Source organism: Pseudoalteromonas sp. J2K-J599 (assembly GCF_059295115.2).
On sequence record NZ_CM200271.1, the window covers coordinates 536494 to 556391 of the forward strand.

Annotated in this window: 19 protein-coding genes; 16 read left to right on the forward strand and 3 right to left on the reverse strand. The window is 35.6% G+C overall.

From position 1 onward, the window contains the following. Positions 1 to 5: 5 nt before the first annotated feature. From AC5NT5_RS02320 to AC5NT5_RS02335, 4 genes are all read left to right on the forward strand, one after another. Entirely contained in the window at positions 6 to 554 is a 549-nt protein-coding gene (locus AC5NT5_RS02320) for a sugar transferase (RefSeq protein ID WP_494513289.1), read from the forward strand. 168 nt (positions 555 to 722) lie between these two features. Beyond that, positions 723 to 2657 carry a polysaccharide biosynthesis protein gene (locus AC5NT5_RS02325; protein WP_494513290.1) on the forward strand — a complete coding sequence of 645 codons (1935 nt, stop codon included), beginning with the start codon at positions 723 to 725 and terminating at the stop codon, positions 2655 to 2657. Between the two features lie 247 nt (positions 2658 to 2904). After that, positions 2905 to 3075: a hypothetical protein gene (locus AC5NT5_RS02330; RefSeq protein ID WP_518528056.1), complete on the forward strand. Its 171-nt coding sequence runs from the start codon at positions 2905 to 2907 to the stop codon at positions 3073 to 3075. A 116-nt stretch (positions 3076 to 3191) separates the two neighbouring features. Next, positions 3192 to 3356, forward strand: coding sequence for a hypothetical protein (locus AC5NT5_RS02335; RefSeq protein WP_494513291.1), 165 nt, complete (start codon positions 3192 to 3194; stop codon positions 3354 to 3356). Between the two features lie 85 nt (positions 3357 to 3441). Here AC5NT5_RS02335 and AC5NT5_RS02340 read toward each other — a convergent pair whose 3' ends face one another. Genes AC5NT5_RS02340 through AC5NT5_RS02350 form a run of 3 tightly spaced genes read right to left on the reverse strand, consistent with a single transcriptional unit; the run spans position 3442 to position 5430 of the window. Next, the gene (locus tag AC5NT5_RS02340; RefSeq protein WP_494513292.1) at positions 3442 to 3909 is read right to left on the reverse strand and encodes an REP-associated tyrosine transposase; all 468 of its coding nucleotides are present in this window, start codon (positions 3907 to 3909) and stop codon (positions 3442 to 3444) included. A gap of 9 nt (positions 3910 to 3918) precedes the next feature. Next, positions 3919 to 4047: a hypothetical protein gene (locus AC5NT5_RS02345; protein ID WP_494513293.1), complete on the reverse strand. Its 129-nt coding sequence runs from the start codon at positions 4045 to 4047 to the stop codon at positions 3919 to 3921. Between the two features lie 9 nt (positions 4048 to 4056). Beyond that, positions 4057 to 5430 (reverse strand): MBL fold metallo-hydrolase RNA specificity domain-containing protein, encoded by a 1374-nt coding sequence (locus tag AC5NT5_RS02350; RefSeq protein WP_494513294.1) that lies wholly within the window; start codon positions 5428 to 5430, stop codon positions 4057 to 4059. A gap of 514 nt (positions 5431 to 5944) precedes the next feature. Here AC5NT5_RS02350 and rfaH point away from each other — a divergent pair. The 12 genes from rfaH to AC5NT5_RS02410 all read left to right on the forward strand — a co-directional run bounded on the left by rfaH (position 5945) and on the right by AC5NT5_RS02410 (position 19891). Continuing rightward, positions 5945 to 6427, forward strand: a complete 483-nt coding sequence (gene rfaH, locus AC5NT5_RS02355) for a transcription/translation regulatory transformer protein RfaH (protein WP_335676137.1) — start codon at positions 5945 to 5947, stop codon at positions 6425 to 6427. A 783-nt stretch (positions 6428 to 7210) separates the two neighbouring features. Further along, positions 7211 to 8326, forward strand: coding sequence for a polysaccharide export protein (locus AC5NT5_RS02360; RefSeq protein ID WP_494513295.1), 1116 nt, complete (start codon positions 7211 to 7213; stop codon positions 8324 to 8326). A gap of 12 nt (positions 8327 to 8338) precedes the next feature. Continuing rightward, the gene (locus AC5NT5_RS02365) at positions 8339 to 8773 is read left to right on the forward strand and encodes a low molecular weight protein-tyrosine-phosphatase (RefSeq protein WP_007582278.1); all 435 of its coding nucleotides are present in this window, start codon (positions 8339 to 8341) and stop codon (positions 8771 to 8773) included. Positions 8774 to 8788: 15 nt separating this feature from the next. Beyond that, complete coding sequence (locus AC5NT5_RS02370; RefSeq protein ID WP_494513296.1) at positions 8789 to 11038, forward strand: polysaccharide biosynthesis tyrosine autokinase; 2250 nt, start codon at positions 8789 to 8791, stop codon at positions 11036 to 11038. Between the two features lie 9 nt (positions 11039 to 11047). Further along, on the forward strand, positions 11048 to 12661 hold the full coding sequence (locus AC5NT5_RS02375) for an aldolase catalytic domain-containing protein (RefSeq protein ID WP_494513297.1): 1614 nt from the start codon (positions 11048 to 11050) through the stop codon (positions 12659 to 12661). Then, the gene (locus AC5NT5_RS02380) at positions 12645 to 13313 is read left to right on the forward strand and encodes an HAD family hydrolase (RefSeq protein ID WP_494513298.1); all 669 of its coding nucleotides are present in this window, start codon (positions 12645 to 12647) and stop codon (positions 13311 to 13313) included. Before AC5NT5_RS02375 ends, AC5NT5_RS02380 begins: the two co-directional genes overlap by 17 nt. Further along, positions 13310 to 14041: a 3-deoxy-manno-octulosonate cytidylyltransferase gene (kdsB, locus tag AC5NT5_RS02385; RefSeq protein ID WP_494513299.1), complete on the forward strand. Its 732-nt coding sequence runs from the start codon at positions 13310 to 13312 to the stop codon at positions 14039 to 14041. The genes AC5NT5_RS02380 and kdsB overlap by 4 nt, the downstream gene beginning before the upstream one ends. A gap of 75 nt (positions 14042 to 14116) precedes the next feature. Beyond that, the gene (locus tag AC5NT5_RS02390) at positions 14117 to 15055 is read left to right on the forward strand and encodes a hypothetical protein (RefSeq protein ID WP_494513300.1); all 939 of its coding nucleotides are present in this window, start codon (positions 14117 to 14119) and stop codon (positions 15053 to 15055) included. Then, the gene (locus tag AC5NT5_RS02395; protein ID WP_494513301.1) at positions 15046 to 16314 is read left to right on the forward strand and encodes a hypothetical protein; all 1269 of its coding nucleotides are present in this window, start codon (positions 15046 to 15048) and stop codon (positions 16312 to 16314) included. Before AC5NT5_RS02390 ends, AC5NT5_RS02395 begins: the two co-directional genes overlap by 10 nt. Next, positions 16311 to 17360 (forward strand): glycosyltransferase, encoded by a 1050-nt coding sequence (locus tag AC5NT5_RS02400; protein WP_494513302.1) that lies wholly within the window; start codon positions 16311 to 16313, stop codon positions 17358 to 17360. The genes AC5NT5_RS02395 and AC5NT5_RS02400 overlap by 4 nt, the downstream gene beginning before the upstream one ends. Before the next feature lie 7 nt (positions 17361 to 17367). Further along, on the forward strand, positions 17368 to 18759 hold the full coding sequence (locus AC5NT5_RS02405; protein ID WP_494513303.1) for an oligosaccharide flippase family protein: 1392 nt from the start codon (positions 17368 to 17370) through the stop codon (positions 18757 to 18759). A gap of 1 nt (position 18760) precedes the next feature. Further along, positions 18761 to 19891 carry a glycosyltransferase gene (locus AC5NT5_RS02410; protein WP_494513304.1) on the forward strand — a complete coding sequence of 377 codons (1131 nt, stop codon included), beginning with the start codon at positions 18761 to 18763 and terminating at the stop codon, positions 19889 to 19891. Positions 19892 to 19898 lie beyond the last annotated feature (7 nt).

Here is a 19898-nt window from a genome sequence, read left to right on the forward strand (position 1 = left end):
TATAAATGATACGCTTACTCGACTTTTTGTTATCACTTTTAGGGTTATTTTTTGCGATGCCGTTTTTAGTGATTTTATACCTTATTGGTTTATTCGATACGGGCTCGCCTATATTCATGCAAGAGCGTGTTGGGAAGAATAAAAAGCCTTTTACCTTAATAAAGTTCAGAACAATGTCAGTGGATACTGCATCAGTTGCTAGTCACTTAGCAAGTACATCATCTATAACGCCATTTGGTGGCTTTTTGCGTAAAACAAAATTAGATGAAGTACCACAGCTATGGAATGTACTAAAAGGTGAAATGAGTTTAGTTGGACCTCGCCCAGGGCTGTTTAATCAAGACGAGCTAACAAAAGCTCGTGATGCTAAAAATATATATGATGTTCGCCCTGGTATTACAGGTTTAGCTCAAGTTAACGAGATTGATATGTCTACACCAGAGCTATTAGCTGAGACTGATTATAAAATGATTAGCACATTAAATTTAAAAAACTACTTTAGCTATATATTCCAAACTGTTGCAGGTAAGGGAAGCGGTGATAGAGTAAAATAGTAAGCCGCAATAGTACAAAAAATTACAAAAAAAAACAACCAAATACATAAAGACTATATAAATATTTACATATAGTCTTTATTTATTAAGTGCAATAGTTGTTCATCTTGTAGTAAAATTGTAATCAATAGAATAGTAGGCTTACTGCTAGCTTCAGGGAAATGTATTGTGTCTTTAAAATTTTTAGTTAATTTACCTCGTCCTCAAAAAAGAATTATTTCTCTCCTCATCGATAGCGTATTTATAATTGTAGCTTTTTGGCTGGCTTTTTTATTAAGGCTAGACAGCACCGCCGTTTTAAAAAATACACATACTTGGATTTTATTATCAGCATTATTGCCGCTTAGTTTATTAAGCTTTGTAAAGCTTGGGCTCTACAGGGCTGTGCTGCGCTATATGAACACTCAAGCTATGTGGGCCATTATTGCCGGTGTAGTACTTTCGACCGTTTATTTAACTATTTTATCTTTTTTTCTTAGTGCAGCAGTACCACGCACCGTTCCTTTTATTTATGCCAGCTTTTGTATTTTATTTGTTGGTGGTGCAAGGCTAACCGTGCGAGCTGTAGTTGGCCAAATAACTATGCGTCGCAAAGAAAGCGTAATTATTTATGGAGCAGGTTCTGCTGGCCGCCAATTAGCAACTGCCTTAGCAAATGGCCCTGAATACTCACCAGTCGCATTTATAGACGACGACCCTAAAAAGCATTTATCGTTAATTCAAGGTATTTGTGTGCATGCACCGTCGCAAATTGCTGAAATTGCAAAGCAAAAGTGTGCAAATAAAATATTATTGGCGTTACCAAGTACATCTCGCAGTCGTCGAAAAGAAGTGCTTAACGCAATAGAAAAATTTAAATTACAAGTTATGACTGTTCCTGGTATGGCAGATATTGTTGCAGGAACAACTAATCTTGACGAAGTAAAAGATGTCGAAATTGATGACTTGCTAGGCCGTGATTCAGTGCAGCCTCGTCAAGATCTAATGTCGGAAAATATAGCCAATAAAGTTGTAATGGTTACAGGTGCCGGCGGCTCTATAGGTTCTGAGCTTTGTAGGCAAATAGTAAAAAATAGTCCGACTAAATTAGTGCTATTTGAACTTTCTGAGTTCGCGCTTTACGCAATTGAAAAAGAGTTATCAGAGTTTTGTGCCAAAAATGACTTAAATATTGAAATACTGCCAATACTGGGCTCTATTCAAAATAAAAAATTAGTTGAGTCAACATTTTCTACTTTTAGTGTTCAAACTGTTTACCATGCCGCAGCGTATAAGCATGTACCTTTAGTTGAACATAATGTTGTAGAAGGCGTACGTAATAACGTTTACGGCACCTATAATTTAGCAACTGCGGCCATATATACAAAGGTAGAAACTTTTGTTCTTATATCAACAGATAAAGCAGTACGCCCAACAAATATAATGGGTACTACTAAGCGCATGGCTGAATTAGTACTGCAAGGGCTATCTGAAATCCAAGACACAACACGCTTTACCATGGTTCGATTTGGTAATGTTTTAGGATCGTCAGGTTCTGTTGTACCCCTGTTTAGAAAGCAAATTAAAGCAGGTGGTCCAATAACACTAACCCACCAAGACATAACCCGTTACTTTATGACAATTCCAGAAGCAGCTCAGCTAGTTATTCAAGCCGGCGCAATGGGTGTGGGAAGTGACGTGTTTGTACTCGATATGGGAGAGCCTGTTAAAATTAAAGATTTAGCTATTAAAATGGTTCACTTGTCAGGGCTTGAAGTTAAACACGCAAAACGACCAAATGGCGATATAGAAATACAATGCACAGGTTTACGCCCAGGTGAAAAGCTTTTTGAAGAGCTCCTTATAGGAGACAACGTTATTGGCACCGACCATCCAAGAATCCTAAGTGCACAAGAAATTAAAATGCCATGGAGTGAGCTGTCTCCATTTTTAGATAAACTTAAGTTAGCCTGTGACGAAACAGATCATCAAGAAATACGTAGATTACTTTTAACCGCACCTACTGCTTTTTCACCAACTGACGGTATTTGTGATTTAAACTGGAAACAAAAATTTAATAATCAAACGAATGTTACAGTTTTACCAAACGTAAGTGGCTCCTAAAGCGAATAGATTGCAATAGTTTGATGTTTGTAGGGAATGACATGCCTACGTGGATTTCGCCCTCGGTGTAGGTGACCATGTAGGCGCCTTGCTTGCTGGCGCACTAAAAGCGCAGCTTTTACGTATTTATCAAATTGCGTGAGCGAGCTTCACGCCTACGCGAATTTTTCATCCTCGATGTATGTAACCATGTAGGCGCCTTGCTTGCTGGCGCATTACAAAGCGCAGCTTTTACGTATTTATCAAATTGCGTGAGCAAGCTTCACGCCTACGCGAATTTTTCATCCTCGGCGTATGTAACCATGTAGGCGCCTTGCTTGCTGGCGCACTAAAAGCGCAGCTTTACGTATTTATTAAATTGCGCGAGCAAGCTTCACGCCTACGTGTATTTTTCATCCTCGATGTAGTGACCATGTAGGCGCCTTGCTTGCTGGCGCACTAAAACTACCGCTTTTACATATTTATCAAATTGCGTGAGCAAGTTTCACGCCTACGTGGATTTTTCATCCTCGATGTAATGACCATGTAGGCGCCTTGCTTGCTGGCGCACTTAAAGCGCAGCTTTACGTATTTATTAACTTGCGTGAGCAAGCTCCACGCCTACGTGTATTTTTATCCACGGTGTATGGTGACCATGTAGGCGCCTTGCTTGCTGGCGCACTAAAACCACCGCTTTTATGTATTCATCAAATAGCGTGAGCAAGCTTCACGTTTACGTGGATTTTACCCTCGATGTATGTGACCATGTAGGCGCCTTGCTTGCTGGCGCTTTAAAACCACCGCTTTACAAGTAAACACAATCCCAATATGGGTATTTCTTTATGTTGTCCACTAAGCCAGCACGTAAAGGGTTTGCGCCTATATACCTCGCTTGACCTATTAAATCTTCGTCATTTCTTATTTTGTGGTCATAGTAATTTGATTGCCATATCCTTCCATGCGTACCGCTATGTTTATTAAGTCTATATGTTGTAGTGTTTTTAAAATTCCTAACTAGGTTTGAAAGATCAAGGCTACTATTTAACTGTAAAATCCAATGTATATGATCGGGCATGATTACGTAGCAGATAGTATTAAGTGAATTGTTTTTTGAAAATTTAATGAGTTCACTCGCAATTAACCGTGCACATAAAAAGTTAGCAAATAATGGCTTACGAAAATCACAACAAATTGTAATAGAGTAATAAGCGTTTATCGAAGTGCAGCGTCCTTTTAAACGTTTATGTGTGTTAGCCATATAATTAATTTCCATTTGAATAAATTAAATTGCGTGAGCAAGCTTCACGCCTACGTGGATTTTTATCCTCGGTGTATGGTGACCATGTAGGCGTCTTGCTTGCTGGCGCACTAAAAGCGCAGCTTTTACGTATTTATTTAATTGCGTGAGCAAGCTTCTTGCCTACAATTTACCAATCTCTATTTTAACTTCACTACTCAATATATCTTTGTACCTTGCTGCTAACGCATTTTTTGCATCATCATCGCCATGCACAATTTTTATATGGCTTGGCTTTTTATGCATACCCGTTACAAACTTAATTAATCCATTTTGATCGGCATGGGCGCTATAGCCACTAATTGTATGTACTTTGGCGTTTATATTAATGCGAGCATCGTTTATAAAAACATACCCATTACGTGGGCCATATTTTTGAATTTCGCGACCGAGCGTTTTATTACCTTGGTAACCTACAAACAATACATCGGAGGTTTTATCACTTAAAAATCGCTCAAGATAATTAACTATTCGCCCACCAGTACACATACCACTTGCCGCTAATATTATTGCTGGTGTTTGCCGCGAACTTAAATAGTTAATAACAGCCATGTGCTCTTTGTGTGAATCAACCGTAGTTAGGTTTTTAAAATCGAGCGGGTGCCTACCGTTTGCAACTTTGCGTTTAGCTTCGCTATCCCATAAGTGTTTAAAGTTTTTGTATTGCTCAGTAAAATTGGCTGCCATAGGGGAGTCGAGTATTACGTGAATGTCTCGCCACTTAGACTTTTTAGATGAGCTATGTATTAGTTGCTCAAGCTCATATAGCAGCTCTTGTGTGCGGCCAATACTAAAAGCAGGAACTAAAACAACACCATTGTCGGCTACGGCGCGTTTAATAATGTTTTTTAGCGTTTTTGTGCGCTCTTTACGGCCTTGGTGATTTTTATCGCCGTAGGTTGATTCAATAACTAGAGTGTCGGCTTTATAAGGCGGCTTAGGCGAAGGGAGTAGCGGGGTATACGGCGCGCCTAAATCTCCTGAAAATACAACGCGATGTTTGTTGTTATCATTATTTGTAACATCAATTTCAACGTAGGCAGAACCTAATATATGCCCCGCACGCTGAAACCTCGCCTTAGCTTTGTCGGGCGCTTTGCAAGGTAATTCAAACCACGTTTTATAATCAACAGCAACTATGCGTTTATTTAATAAGCTTAAGCAGGCAGCTATAATTTTAGGGTCGCGGGTTACACCTACTTTTAAAGCATCTTCAATTACCAAAGGTAATAAACTGGCCGATGCAATACTTGTAAAAATAGGGCCTTTAAAACCGGCTGCTAACAAGTAAGGAATTCGACCAACATGGTCAATATGGCAATGGGTAACAATAAGCGCAGTAACATGGGTAATATCGAATTCAATTGATAAATCTGCTTTAGAATCTTCGCCTTGAAATAACCCGCAATCAACAAGCACACTCGTTTGCTCGTTAATTACCAGTTCGTGGCACGAACCGGTAACTCCATTAACCGCTCCGTGGTGAAGTATTTGCATTGCGCTTCCTTGTTATCAATTTGTTACATTGAATTTTAAGATAGAAGCAAAGCCATAAATATTCAAGGTTATAGCGCTTGAGCTAAATTAATAACCTCACCTGTAAATATAAACCAGCCTGTAGGTGCGAATTTACTTCGCGCTCATGATTAACTTCTTAAAAAGCGAGGTATAAAACCTCACCTACAAACATGCATTAACCTGTAGGAGCGAATTTACTTCGCGCTTTTATTATTTTGAGCCCTTACTTAAATATTAATTTTTTAATCATATTAATTCAGGTTTTTAATAAATTTATTACCTTTTCCTAAACTTTTGTTTAGCTTGCTCTAAACATTGCTTTATAAGCGCTAAAGCCTTTATTTCTCTTAAATTCAATAACATTGTTTACTAATGTGAGTGCCTATTAACCACTAAGGCTTATTTACATAGGCACTCTATGGTGGTTATAATGCCGCCGTTATTTAGTTTAGCGTTGTGTTTTTTGCAACTTAGTTATGTGTTAAGGACTATTATGGAAAGTTGGTATTTAGTCGTATGCAAACCTAAGCAAGAAGAGAGAGCCAAGACTAACTTGCAAAATCAAGGGATTGAAGCGTTTTACCCCAAATTAACTACCGAAAGGTTGGTTAAAGGTCGGCGTACCGTCAAACAAACCGCTTTATTCCCTAATTATTTATTTGTATGCCTTGAGTCAAAAAACGGTAATTTTTCTGCTGTAAAAAATACACGTGGAATTGGTGGCTTTGTATCCTACGGATCACAGTATCAATTAGTTTCTACACATATAATTAATCAGCTAAAAAATGAGCGTTCACACACCACTGAGTCACTAATACCAAAAGCAGGTGATGTAGTAAGTGTGAATAACGATTCATTTAGTAATATACAGGCAATATACAAAGAGCCAGACGGCGACCTACGCAGTATTTTACTAATTAACTTACTCAACCAAAAAATTGAAGTAAGTGTAGATAATAAAGATATTAAGCAATAATAATTAAAAGCGTAACAAAATAGCTATATATCAGTACATAGGAACTGTAACCTAAGGGCGGAAGCGTGCCTAAAACACTGTGGTTAAGTTGATTTGTAGACGCACAGGCAAGCTCACTGACTTCGATGTGATAAATGATAGCTAATCATTTATCAATGAGATATACAAGACGCACAGCTTGCTGGCGTGACGAGCAAAGCTCGTAATAGGGTTATTCACAAAGGTTAAGAGGCCACTGTGCTTTAGAGAAGTAAGCAGCCATAAAGCACTTGTTTAAATGGCTTCTGATTCACTTCTCTTTGTGCAATTATCAATAAATTTACTCAAAAAAAGTTAAGAACACGCTGCACTTTTTACGTGAAAGCCCAACAGTAAAGTTTAGCACAGTGATTAAGTTCACTTGTAGACGCACAGCTTGCTGGCGTGACGAGCAAAGCTCGTAATAGGGTTATTCACAAAGGTTAAGAGGCCACTGCGCTTTAGAGAGGTAAACAGCTATAAAGCACTTGTTTAAATGGTTTCTCATTCACTTCTCTTTGTGCAATTGATGATGAATGCGTTAAGTGTTTAACTAAAACGGCTTTCAATTAAATTTATTCATAAATACCTTGTGAAAATACTGATATAATTTTAGTGCTAATTAAAAACTTAGTTACAAAGCTTTTACAAAGCAAAGGCTATTGCTTCACAATAGTGCGCATGCTTTAATTAGTCGGCTAAAATAAAAGTGCTCACCAAGGTTGGTGAGTAAGTGCAATATTAAAATAATTTTGGGATTCTACAATGGCGTTAAGCTGTAAATCACTCGCATCAATACTCGCAATACTAAGCATGACCGGCTGTACAATAGTTCCAGGCAGCCACTTTGAAGGTATAGACTCAGGCGAGCAAACACAAAACCTCGAACAAGATCTCGAAAAAGTAAACATTCAAATAATTGACTCGCAACTAATAAATAAACAAAATCAAGCGCGTATAGCAGCTAAACCAATTTCAAGCACTGCTGGTTTAAATGTAAGTAACTACGAATACAAACTAGGTGTTGGCGACGTGCTAACAATAGGCGTATGGGATCACCCAGAGCTAACAATACCGGCAGCAGTACAACGCACAGCAGAGTTTGACGGCTTCCGTGTACAACGAGACGGCACCATTACTTACGCTTATGCACCAAATATACCCGCAGCGGGTAAAACAATAAGCCAAGTACGTAATGAGCTTGTTAAACGCCTAAGTCGAGTAATAGAAGACCCACAAGTAGATGTAAAAGTAGTTGGCTTTAGAAGCCAAAAAACCTACGTTACCGGCGAAGTAAACAAGCCAGGTGTATACCCAGTAACCGAAATTCCACTTACCTTAATTGATGCCTTAAACCAAGCCGGCGGCTTAACAGATGCAGCCGATTGGCGCACAGTAACATTTACCCGTGGCGACAAAACAGAAATTATTAAACTTGATGACTTTTATGCCCATGGTGATATTTCGCAAAACCGTTTATTACAACATGGCGACATAGTGCACGTAAACCGCAACGATACACAAAAAATATTTGTATTAGGTGATGTTAAAAAAGCAGGCTCAGTAACGCTTAACCGTTATGGCTTAAACTTGGCCGAAGCGCTAAGCGACTCGGGCGGCTTAAACGAAGCAACAGCAGACGCCAATGGCGTATTTGTCCTGCGTAAAAGTAACGTAGAGCAAACCGGTATTATTGCAAACGTATACCAATTACACGCTAAAAATATAGCTGCAATGGTATTAGCTGAGCAGTTTGAACTACAACCGCGCGATATTGTATATGTAACATCGGCACCGCTTGCCCGTTGGAACCGCGTAATAAGCTTACTGTTACCGTCAATTGCTACTGTAGATAGTGTTGACGATATAACTGCAAACTAAGGGTTTTTAAAAATGTTTGATTCAGTTTTAGTAGTGTGTGCAGGTAATATTTGCCGAAGCCCAACAGGTGAGTATGTTTTAAAGCAAAAGCTTGAAGGCAAAAATATTAAAGTATCGTCTGCTGGTTTAACTGCACTTGAAGGAAAACCAGCAGATGCAAAAGCAAAGCAAATAGCACTCGCACATGGCGTTAATATGGATGCCCACCAAGGGCAACAGCTTACATCAAGCTTAGTAGCGCAAAACAGCGTAATACTTGTAATGGAAGAACGCCATTTAAACGATGTACATGCTCGTTACCCAGAGGCGCGCGGTAAAACGTTTTTACTCGGTAAGTGGATTAATAACGCTGAAATACCAGATCCTTACCGCCAAAGCCAAGAGGCTTTTGAACACGTTTATACATTAATCGACAGCGCATGTAGCGCTTGGCAAAAGTATTTATAAGGAATGGCTAATTTAATGAATACCCAGCCGAATAACAGCGCTAGTAACGCTAATAATAAAAGCACTAACAACACACAACTAACGCAAGAAATTAATTTAATGGCGTTACTAGGCGCTCTGCTCGATCGCAAATACTTTATAGTAGCCGTAACGGCACTGTTTATGTTTGTGGGTGTTATTTATGCAGTATTAAGTACCCCTGTTTACCAAGCAACAGCCATGATACAAGTTGAAGACGGCGGCGCATCAGTCCCAGGTTTTGACGATATGGCTGGTATGTTTGAGAGTACATCGGCTGCAGTAACCGAAATAGAGCTACTAAAGTCGCGCAGTATAATAGGTGAGGCCGTTGATACGCTAAAGCTTGATATAATAGCAGAGCCCAAACTATTCCCGTTTATCGGTAGCCGAGCTTACCGTACTTTTACCCCAATGAAAGATGGAGACTTAGCTGAGCCAAGCTTTGGTGCTAACAGCTACGCATGGGGCGGTGAGAGCATAAATGTATTTAGGTTTGACGTACCACGTACTGCTGTTAATCAAACATTTACATTGGTAGCGCAAGCTAATAATAGCCTTATGCTTTTAAATGCAGATGGCGAGCAAATATTATCAGGTAAAGTGGGTGAGGAGCTTACAAACGGTAAATTTAACTTAACAATACGTACTTTAAACGCACGACCTGGTACAGAGTTTACAATTAGCCGTAAAGATCGCCTTAATACTATTTTAGACCTTCAAACTGCAATTGGTGCAAGCGAAAAAGGTAAAGACTCAGGCATAATTAACTTAAGTTTACAAAGTATTAAACCAAGCTACGCTGAAAAAGTCCTTGATAAGGTAGCGGCTATTTATGTACGCCGTAATGTTGAGCGTAACAGCGCTGAGGCGCAAAAGTCGCTTGAGTTTTTAGAAGTCCAATTACCTGAAATTAAAAAGCAGCTTGAGTACGCAGAGCAACGCTTTAACGATTATCAAATAAAACGCCAATCAATAAATATAACGCTAGAAACCCAAGGTGTGCTTGAACAAGTTGTAAAGCTTGAAACTAAATTACAAGAGCTAAATCTAAAACGCTTAGAACTTGGCCGTAAATTTAAAAAAGACCATCCTACATATCAGGGCATGCTTGAGCAAATAGATGCGGTTGAAAGCCAAAAGCAAGAACTTGTAGGTGAGGTAGGTAACCTACCCGAAACTCAACAAGAACTACTACGCTTAAAGCGCGATGTTGAGGTAAGTAATGAAATTTACACATTACTACTTAGTAAAACACAAGAGCTCGATATAGTTCGCGCAGGTACTGTAGGTAACGTACGTATTATTGACTACGCAGAGGTAAATACCAGCAAGCCAGTTAAACCTAAAAAAGCATTAATTGTAGTAATGGCTACTATGCTGGGTGGTATGTTAGCTGTGGCAATTGTGCTTATACAAAAAGCAATGCACAAAGGGGTTGAAGACCCAAGCGAAATTGAAGCGCTAGGCATACCTGTATACGCGAGTGTACCGCACTCAGATTATCAAGATAAACTAAGTGGCTTTGCCGAGCGAGCCCTTAAAAATAAAACAAGTAAGCCTAAAAGTATATTAGCGCTCGATAACCCAGCCGACTTGGCAATTGAGGCACTACGTAGCTTACGTACTAGTTTGCACTTTGCGATGATGGAAGCTAAAAACAACATTATTGCTATATCGGGCCCAAGCCCAAGTGTGGGTAAATCATTTATATCGGTTAACTTAGCAAGCGTACTTGCGCAAAGCGGTAAAAAGGTACTTATTATTGATGCCGATATGCGCAAAGGCTACTTACAAACACAGTTTGGTTTAAAGTGGGACGATGGATTAAGTGATTATCTATCGGGCCGTTTAAACCTAGAGCAAGTTACTAAATCAACTAAGGTAGATGGCTTAAGCGTTATTACGCGTGGTCAAATACCGCCAAACCCATCAGAGTTGCTAATGCACTCAAACTTTAGCAAATTAGTTGAAGAAGTAAGCGCTGCTTACGACATAGTAATTATAGATACTCCTCCAATACTTGCAGTTACCGACCCCGCAATAGTAAGTGCGCATACGGGTACCACATTACTTGTGGTACGTTTTGGGCAAAACCACTTACGCGAAATCGACCTAACCCGCAATCGCTTTGAACAAAACGGCATAGACGTTAAAGGCGTAGTATTTAACGGTGTTGTTAAAAAAGCGAGTAATGCTTATGGGTATTACGGTTATTACAATTATGAATATAAATCGGATAAATAAAGGAAATTCATGAAAATTCTCGATTGCACATTAAGAGATGGTGGCTATTACAATAATTGGGATTTTGAGTCTGAAGTTGTAGAGGCATATTTAAATGCAGTCAGTGGCGCAAATATAGACTACGTTGAACTTGGTTTGCGCAATTTTCCTAAAGAAGGTTTTTTAGGTGCGTATGCTTATACAACCGAGTCGCATATTAACTCCTTAGACCTGCCACAAGGGCCTGTTTATGGTGTGATGGTTGACGCTAAAACTATTTTAGAATCAGGTCTTAGCATTGAAAATGCAGTCAGTAAATTATTTGTGCCAGCTAGTGAGAGTAAAATTGGTCTTGTACGTATTGCAGCCCACTTCCATGAAGTTGAAGAGTCAGGTTTAATAGTTAAGCAGCTAAAAAAATTAGGCTACTTAGTAGGCTATAATCTAATGCAAGCAGGCGGTAAGGCTGATGATGTAATTGCTGAAAAAGCACGCCAAGCAAAAGAGTGGGGAGTGTTAGACTCGTTATACTTTGCTGATTCATTAGGTAATATGGACGGAGACGAAGTAACGCGTATAGTTAATGCATTGCGTACGCAGTGGGATGGTCCGTTAGGTATACACACTCATAACAATATGGGTAAAGGCCTTGATAATACACTTACTGCTAAAGCATTAGGAGTTACATGGCTTGATACTACCATAACAGGTATGGGCCGAGGTGCAGGTAATACACCAACAGAAAGCTTATTAGCTGTTCTGGATAAAGAAACCTCTGTATATAAATCAAAGCCTGTTTACGAATTAGTAATACGCCATTTTGAGCCAATGCAAAAAAGATATGGTTGGGGTAGTAATTTACTGTACTTCTTAGGGGCTCAAAACAACGTACACCCTACCTACATTCAAAACTTATTATCTAATACTCATTACGGTACGGATGAAATTGTAGGTGCGATTGATTACTTGAGTAAATTAGAAAGTACGACTTCATATAATGGTGCGGTGTTAAATACTGCGTTATCGTTTAATGCAAGTAATGCTGAGATTTCAGGTACTGAATCTGTAAGTGGGATATTTAATAATAAAAATGTACTTATTATTGCCAATGGGCCAAGCACAAAAAAATATTTAAATGCGATAAAACTTTACATTAAAAATTATAAACCAGTGGTTATCTCAATTAATATCAGCGAAGTTATTCCAGCTGATTTAATTAATTATTATGTGATTTCCCATAACTCTAAATTTTTAGCTGATGCACACCGTTATAAAGTATTAAATAAACCAGTAATACTACCAATACACCGTTTTACTGAAAATGAGCTTACGCTCATTAATAACCTTGAGTTGCTTGATTATGGTTTAGAAGTTAAAAATGGAGAGTTATCAGCTAATAAAATACATGCGATAGTTCCTTCAGATATAACTGCAGCTTACGTGTTAGCTATATTGATGGAGTCAAAGCCGCAGTCGATTAAATCTATTGGTTTTGACGGTTATGATAAAAATGATTCTCGACAGCAAGAAATGATTAAAATTTTAGATTTATATACTAAGCATGAATCAAATTTAGAAATTACCTCTCTAACACCAACAACATATCCGCTTACTAAGGGGTCTGTTTATGCACCAAATCTCTAAATTCGATATATATATATTTGATTGTGATGGAGTGATTTTAGACTCCAATCAACTGAAAATAGATGCAATGCAGCATGCGCTTGAATCTACTATTAGTGATTTAGATAAAGTTAAGGCATGTGTTGATTATTTTCGTAATAATTTTGGGCGTTCTCGTTTTCATCATGTAGATGTATTTATTGAGCAGTTTTTAGAGCTTGATAAAGTAACTGAGAATAAAGCTAAAGAAAATATTCTTAAAGAGTATTCAGCCCAGTGTAAATCCCTTTATTTACAATCAGATATAACACCTGGGTTTATCGAATTTATTAATCAATTAAGTGGAAAAAAATATATTGCAAGTGGTTCTGAGCAGCAAGAGTTACGAGATGTACTTAAAGCGAGAGGGTTGAATGTATATTTTGATGAAATTTACGGCTCTCCTACCAAAAAGTCTGATTTAGTAGCGGGTATACTTAAATCAGGTAATAGCCTGAATGCAGTTATGTTTGGTGATGCTATCTCTGATTTAGAGGCCTCACAAGTTAATAATATCGAATTTATTGCTTATATTCCTTTTTCTAATGTGCCTATTGAACTAGCTAAAAGAAGTCAGATGGCTAATTTCACAGTAATAAAAACATGGTCAGAGCTCTCAGAGGATAAAATATGAAGTATGCTGTTGTTATTCCAGCACGTTACCAATCAAGTCGTTTTCCAGGTAAACCATTGATCGATTTATGTGGTAAGCCAATGATACAACATGTTTGGGAGCGCTGCTGTGCAGCTGTAGGAGAAGAGTTTGTTTATATAGCTACTGATAGCAAGAAAATTGAAAGTGTATGCACTGATTTTGGTGCCCAGGTGATAATGACATCATCAAATTGTATGACAGGTACAGATCGACTGGCAGAAGCTAACAAAATATTACAAGCCGACTTTATAGTAAATGTACAAGGTGATGAGCCTTTGATTAATCCAAGCGATATTTGTGAAGTGATTAACACATATAAAAATAATCCTAATACAATAGTAAATGCAATGTGTAAAATTGAAAGCGAAGATGATTTTCGATCTTTCACAGTACCTAAAGTTGTTGTTAGTAAATCGAATAAATTACTATATATGAGTCGCTCTGCCATCCCTCTTAGCAAAGTAAATCAGTTTCATTTTGCATATAAACAAGTATGTATTTATGCTTTCTCAAAATTTCACCTTGAGTTTTTTGCTACTTACAAGGCTAAAACTGAAATAGAGGAGGTAGAAGACATTGAAATACTAAGATTCTTAGAAAATGATATTACGGTGCAAATGATAGAAGTAGATAGTTCATCATTTGCTATTGATATTCCAGAAGATATTCCAAGGGTTATAGATAAATTAAACTGTACAGTTAAATAGTCTTAGTTAAAGGTACTACATCCATAATATGACCTCTACTTGATACAGTCCTTTTACTATAATATAGAAATTATTATGAAAAAAAATACAGTATATATTTGTACAAAACCCTTACAATATTTTAACTGTCTTAATTTATCAGCTACAGTAGACAGAAATAAATCTAAACTAACTTTAATTTTAATACCAAATTTTTCAAACTCTGAATATGTAATCTCAAAAATCAAAAAATTAGATAAAAGCTGGGATGATATTAAAGAGTTTGATACTAAAGAAAAAGCTATATTCTTTTTAAAAAAAAACCAAGTAGAAGAAGTGTATGTTGATAACGATCTACATAGTGAAGGTGCTTTACTTGGAAAGTTGGGTACTAACGTTGACTTTTATGTCTATGAGGAGGGGGTTGGATCATATAGGCGTTTTATATCAAATGTAACTAATAGTAAAATAAAAAATGCATTAATATATATATTAGGAAAAGCAAAGATATTTAACTCAATACACGGCGCAGGAAAATATACTAAAGGCATATTCTTATATAATAAAAAAGCTTATGATTTTATTCATCCGGCCTTGTCATATAAGTCAAAGGAATTTTTTCGAGATTTTATTTCTAACTATGAGAATAACCGAGATATATTAGATGAAATTTTCGAAATAAAAAAAATAAATTTACCCAGCAGAAAAAAAGTGGCTGTTTTTCTTACTTCAAATAATAGAAATATAGATTTTGAAACTGAATTTTTAAATAATGTACATGTAAATGATTATGAATTAACAATATTTAAGTCCCATCCAAATGTCTCGGATCTATATGGTCACCTAAACTGCGTTGCTACACAAAGTATACTTGCTGAATTTATAATTTTAAAATTATTAGCTGACTCAAATCAAGTAACGATATATCACTATAATTGTTCTGCAGTAATGTATTTATTGAAGAATGGTGCAGACGAAGTTAATCTATCTAGAAATACTGATGAATTTACTAGGATTTGTAATTTATGGAGATGATTTTTTTATATGGAAATGCTTTAATTTCTTCTATTTTTATTATTTTTTTATTGCAAAGTAAAAATCATATTCACTTTATTGGCTTGATTTTAGCTTTTTTTAATTTAACTTTTTTCTCTATAATACCAATCCTACAAGTAAAACTTGATAAGTTTTTATTTTTAAATACTCAGCTCGACAGTTCCTATATCGAGAATGCTGCTCTTTATTGTTTTTGTTCTGGCTTGTGTGTTTTCTTTTCTTACGTACTTGCTCTTGAACAACGTGAAAGTGTTGACAATATTGTTGCTGATGATAAAAAAGCTGTTTTGTCATCTATTATTGTTGTTATTGGGTTATTGATTTTCATATATATTACTATTAAAGGTTCTTATTTAACTTTATTGATTCGAGGAGCCGATAAAGGCATATTCTCTGTTATTAATAATCAGTCGCTGGCCCTGATTTTTCAGAATCTGTTTAGGCCTTTAACGCTTTTTCTGCTTTTCTATCATTTATCTCAAGAGGCGAGTACTAGAAAATTATTCTTATACGGTGGAGTTGCTCTTTTATTTAACAGCCCTATTGGTACATCGCGTTACTATGCCTTTTGTGTACTCTCCTCTTTTTTAATTTTTTATTTATTGTATTACAAAAAAATAGCCTTCAGGAATTTTAACATTGTTTATTTTCTATTTTTATTATTTGGTACTTTCTCATCTTCTTTTTTTGGTATATTTAGAGCCTGGGATAATTACTTAGAAGGCAATTATAAACAAAATAATTTTATAGAATATGTTTTCCAAGGAAATTTTGATGCATTTGAAAATTTTGCTTTATCTATAAAAATGATTGATAAAATCGGATATTTCTACGGTGAAACTTTTTTAACTGCATTACTCTTTTTTGTACCTCGAAGTTTTTGGGTGGATAAAATGGAGGGAAGTGGTGCTGTTTTATTCGAAAATATTTTGTATGGAGGGTATTTTGCAGGTACTAATTCAAATATAGCGAACCCGTTGGTATCTGAATTTTTCATTAATTTTGGCTTCTTTGGAATTATAATGGGCTCAATAGCTTTAGGCATACTTTCTGCAAGGTTAGATAATAATATGAAAAATTTTGCGTCAAAAGGAAATATTTTCATGATTTTATCTTGGGGATTTATTGGTAGTCATTGGTTATTAATCTTGAGGGGTGACTTTTTGTCTGCATATGCATATGTTAGCGGAGCCATTTGCGCGTATTTAGTTTTTAGATATAGGTTTGTTATTAAGTGAAAAGTGATATGAGAAAAAAATACGATTTACTATTTGTTACCAATTTACCTTCATTTTATAAAGTAAACCTTTACAATGAGTTATCAAAAAAATGTTCGATAAAGGTCATTTTTCTTTCTTTTACGTCTGAAATCAGAAGTTCAGATTTTTCAAGTGCAGAGATTAATTTTGATTATGAAGTTTTGAGCTCTAAAGATTATGAAAAAAGAAATATATTTAGTACAGCACTAAAGCTGATACATATTATCTGTAGAGTCCAGTTTCATAAAGTTATTTTCTCTGGTTGGGAAAGCCGTGAATTGCTCCCTATCATGATTTTTTTGCCTAGACGGTTATGTGGAATAGTAATTGAAAGTAGTATAATTGAATCTAAAACTAAGGGTTTTTTTTGGTTGTTAAAAAAGATCGTTTTAAAAAATATGTCAGTAGCTTTCCCTTCTGGGTTTTTACAACAAGAAATTTTAAATAAAGCAAAGTTTAAGGGAATAATAAAGGTAACGCATGGCGTCGGTGTTATGAATAAGCACAGTGAAAGGCTATGTAACTCTAACTATAATATTAATTCGTTTAAATACTTGTATGTTGGTCGTATGGCTGAAGAAAAAAATTTAAGATGCCTAGTTAACTTATTTAATAAAAGTAAAAAGTCGCTTACGATGGTTGGGGGGGGGCCTCTATTTGAGGAGTTAAAAAAAACAGCCAACAACAACATAAAATTTTTAGGTTATATTAATAATAAGAACTTAGCCGATATTTATTTATCGCATGATATATTTATCCTACCCTCTAACTCAGAACCTTGGGGATTAGTTATAGATGAAGCCTTGTGGTTTGGCTTACCAGTAGTTGTTAGCTGTAATGTAGGTTGTTCTGAAGATTTAGTTATTAAGGCAAAAACTGGAACCGTATTCGATTTAAACAATGATTTTAGTTTCAACAATGCTCTATCTGAAGTTGAGTTGAATTATAGTAAATACAAAAAAAATGTAATGAAGATAGATTTTGATAAAAGAGATCAAGATCAGATCGACTCATACTTAAGTTGAGCCTTAAATGAAAAATAAAACAGTAAAGGACTTTGTAAATTATTTTTTTTCTGATTTATTTGTTAAAGCATTCCTTTTTATATCGCTGCCTTTGCTATCTCGCATTATGGACCCTTCCGAGTATGGGAAATTATCATTAGTTAATGCCGCAATATCAATACTCTTTGTCTTTTTAAGTTTTAATATTCAAAATGCTATAACTAATCAGTATATGCGCGATAGCAAAAATTTTGGGAGTTATCTCTTTTCGAGTTTATCGTTTTTAATTCCAGTTCAAATATTTGTCATTTTATTATCTCCATTTTATTTAAGCTATCTTGCACATTGGTTTGGGCTATTGGAAAGAGATTTATTTTATGTATTAATTATTTGTTCTATGTTGACACTCTTTAATGTTTATACCGGGTATTTATTAGCTTCCAGAAATAGTAAAGAATACTCTATATGGAATGTCATAAGTAAATTAGCAGAGTTAAGTCTTATTTTTATTTTTGCTTTTATGATGGTTGATAACCAATATCTATCAAAAATTTATGCTCAGTTATTGGTAACTGTAGTTACACTTTTATTTGTAGCACCGAAACTATATAAATTAATGATAATAAAATTCAACATTAGCTATGTCCGTGCCGCACTTCTATTTGCTTTACCGTTGATCCCTCATGCAATAACTAATAATCTTTTGTCCCAAGCAGACCGCTTTTTGATAAATGCAGAGTTGGGTGCGACAGCTACTGGTATCTATTCTTTTTCTTATAATTTAGGCATGGCTATAGTTGTTGTCATAATGGCTTGGAATGCTTCATGGCAACCTAAGTTATTTCAATTGTTAAACGATAGAAGTGAAAAAAATATTAGTAAAGTGATATACAGTAGTGCGATTTTAATACTCTTTTTTAGCATGTTAGCCATTTTTTTTAGTGAAGAGACTGTGATTATATTGGCCGATCCATCTTATTATGACAGTGTTAAGATTATACCGATTATAGTAATAGGAAATGCTTTAATTCATATATATATGTCTTATGCAAATTTTGTTTTTTATGAAAAGAAAACATTTTATATCTCATTTTCAACAGCAATAGCATTATTAGTTAACGTAACCTTAAATTTGTGGTTAATACCTATATATGGTGTTGAAGGAGCTGCTTGGGCAACCGTTGCTTCTTACTTCTTTTTGTGCTTATCCCACTATTTAACCTCAACATATTTGTTAAAATGTAACCCCATTTCTATATGGTTACTTATAGTATTTACGGCATCACTGTTGTTTATATATTATGCTTTTATTTTATTGTCACTTTTACCATATGTGATTTTTCTTACTAGTAAAATTACTCTTGTGTTGTTGTTTACAGGTCTTATTTATAACTATAGGAAAAAGCTTAGCTTTAACTAATATGAAATTATTAATCAACGCATCAAATTTACACATAGGTGGTGGTATACAGGTTGCTTGTTCGTTTATTGCTGAGTTGAGCGAGTTGCTTAATTCGATTGATGAGACGCATGATATATCGGTTATTTGTTCTGAAAGAGTTCATGCAAACCTCCCTGTAAGCTTTGATAAAACGGCTTTTAGAGAATTTAATATTTTAAATGTTCACGGGATAAAAAAACCTCCGACGGAAATAAAAGAAAAATTTAAAGGTTTTGATGTTTGCTTTACTGTTTTTGGCCCATTATATTTTTCTCCAGAGGTTAAATATCATATATGTGGTTTCGCTCAAGCTTGGATAGCTTATCCAAAAAATATAGCGTATAAAAAACTTTCATTTTTAGAGTATTTGAAATTTAAATTAAAATTTAAGTTACAGTTGTTTTTTTTCAAACGATATGATCACTTAATTGTTGAGCAAAAGCATATCAAATCAGCTCTAAGTGAACTTGGTTTTAAGTCGGACAATATTTCTATAGTTAGTAATTGCGTATCGTCTATTTATGATGATCCAAATAGCTGGGAAGCTCTAGATTTTCAAACTAGTGTTATGCTCGAAAATATTACTTTAGGTTTTATTGGGCGTGCTTACTCACATAAAAATGTATTCATACTTAATCAAGTTAATGACATTTTAATTTCAAAGTATCAAATGAAATGTAATTTTTTATTTACATTTACAAGTGCAGAAATGAAGTTATGCGGCTTTGAAGGACACGATAATTTCTATTCAGTTGGCGAAATTGAAGCTTCACAATGCCCTAATTTTTATAATGCATTGGATGCATTAGTATTTCCTAGTTTATTAGAGTGCTTTTCAGCTTCACCTATTGAAGCCATGAAAATGAACACTACCGTTATTGCTTCTAATTACCCTTTTGTTAAAGAGGTTTGCGGAGATAGCGCTTTTTATTTTGACCCATTAAGTGCTGATAGTATCGCAAGTAGTATATTTGAGGCTTTTGCAAATAACGATGTAAGGGAAGATAAAAAAAGGTTAGGCCTCGAATTGGTTGCCTTGTCTCCTACAGCGAAAGACCGAGCAGTATCTTACTTAAATATTATAAAAAATAGTATTAAATCTAATTATTAAGATTGAG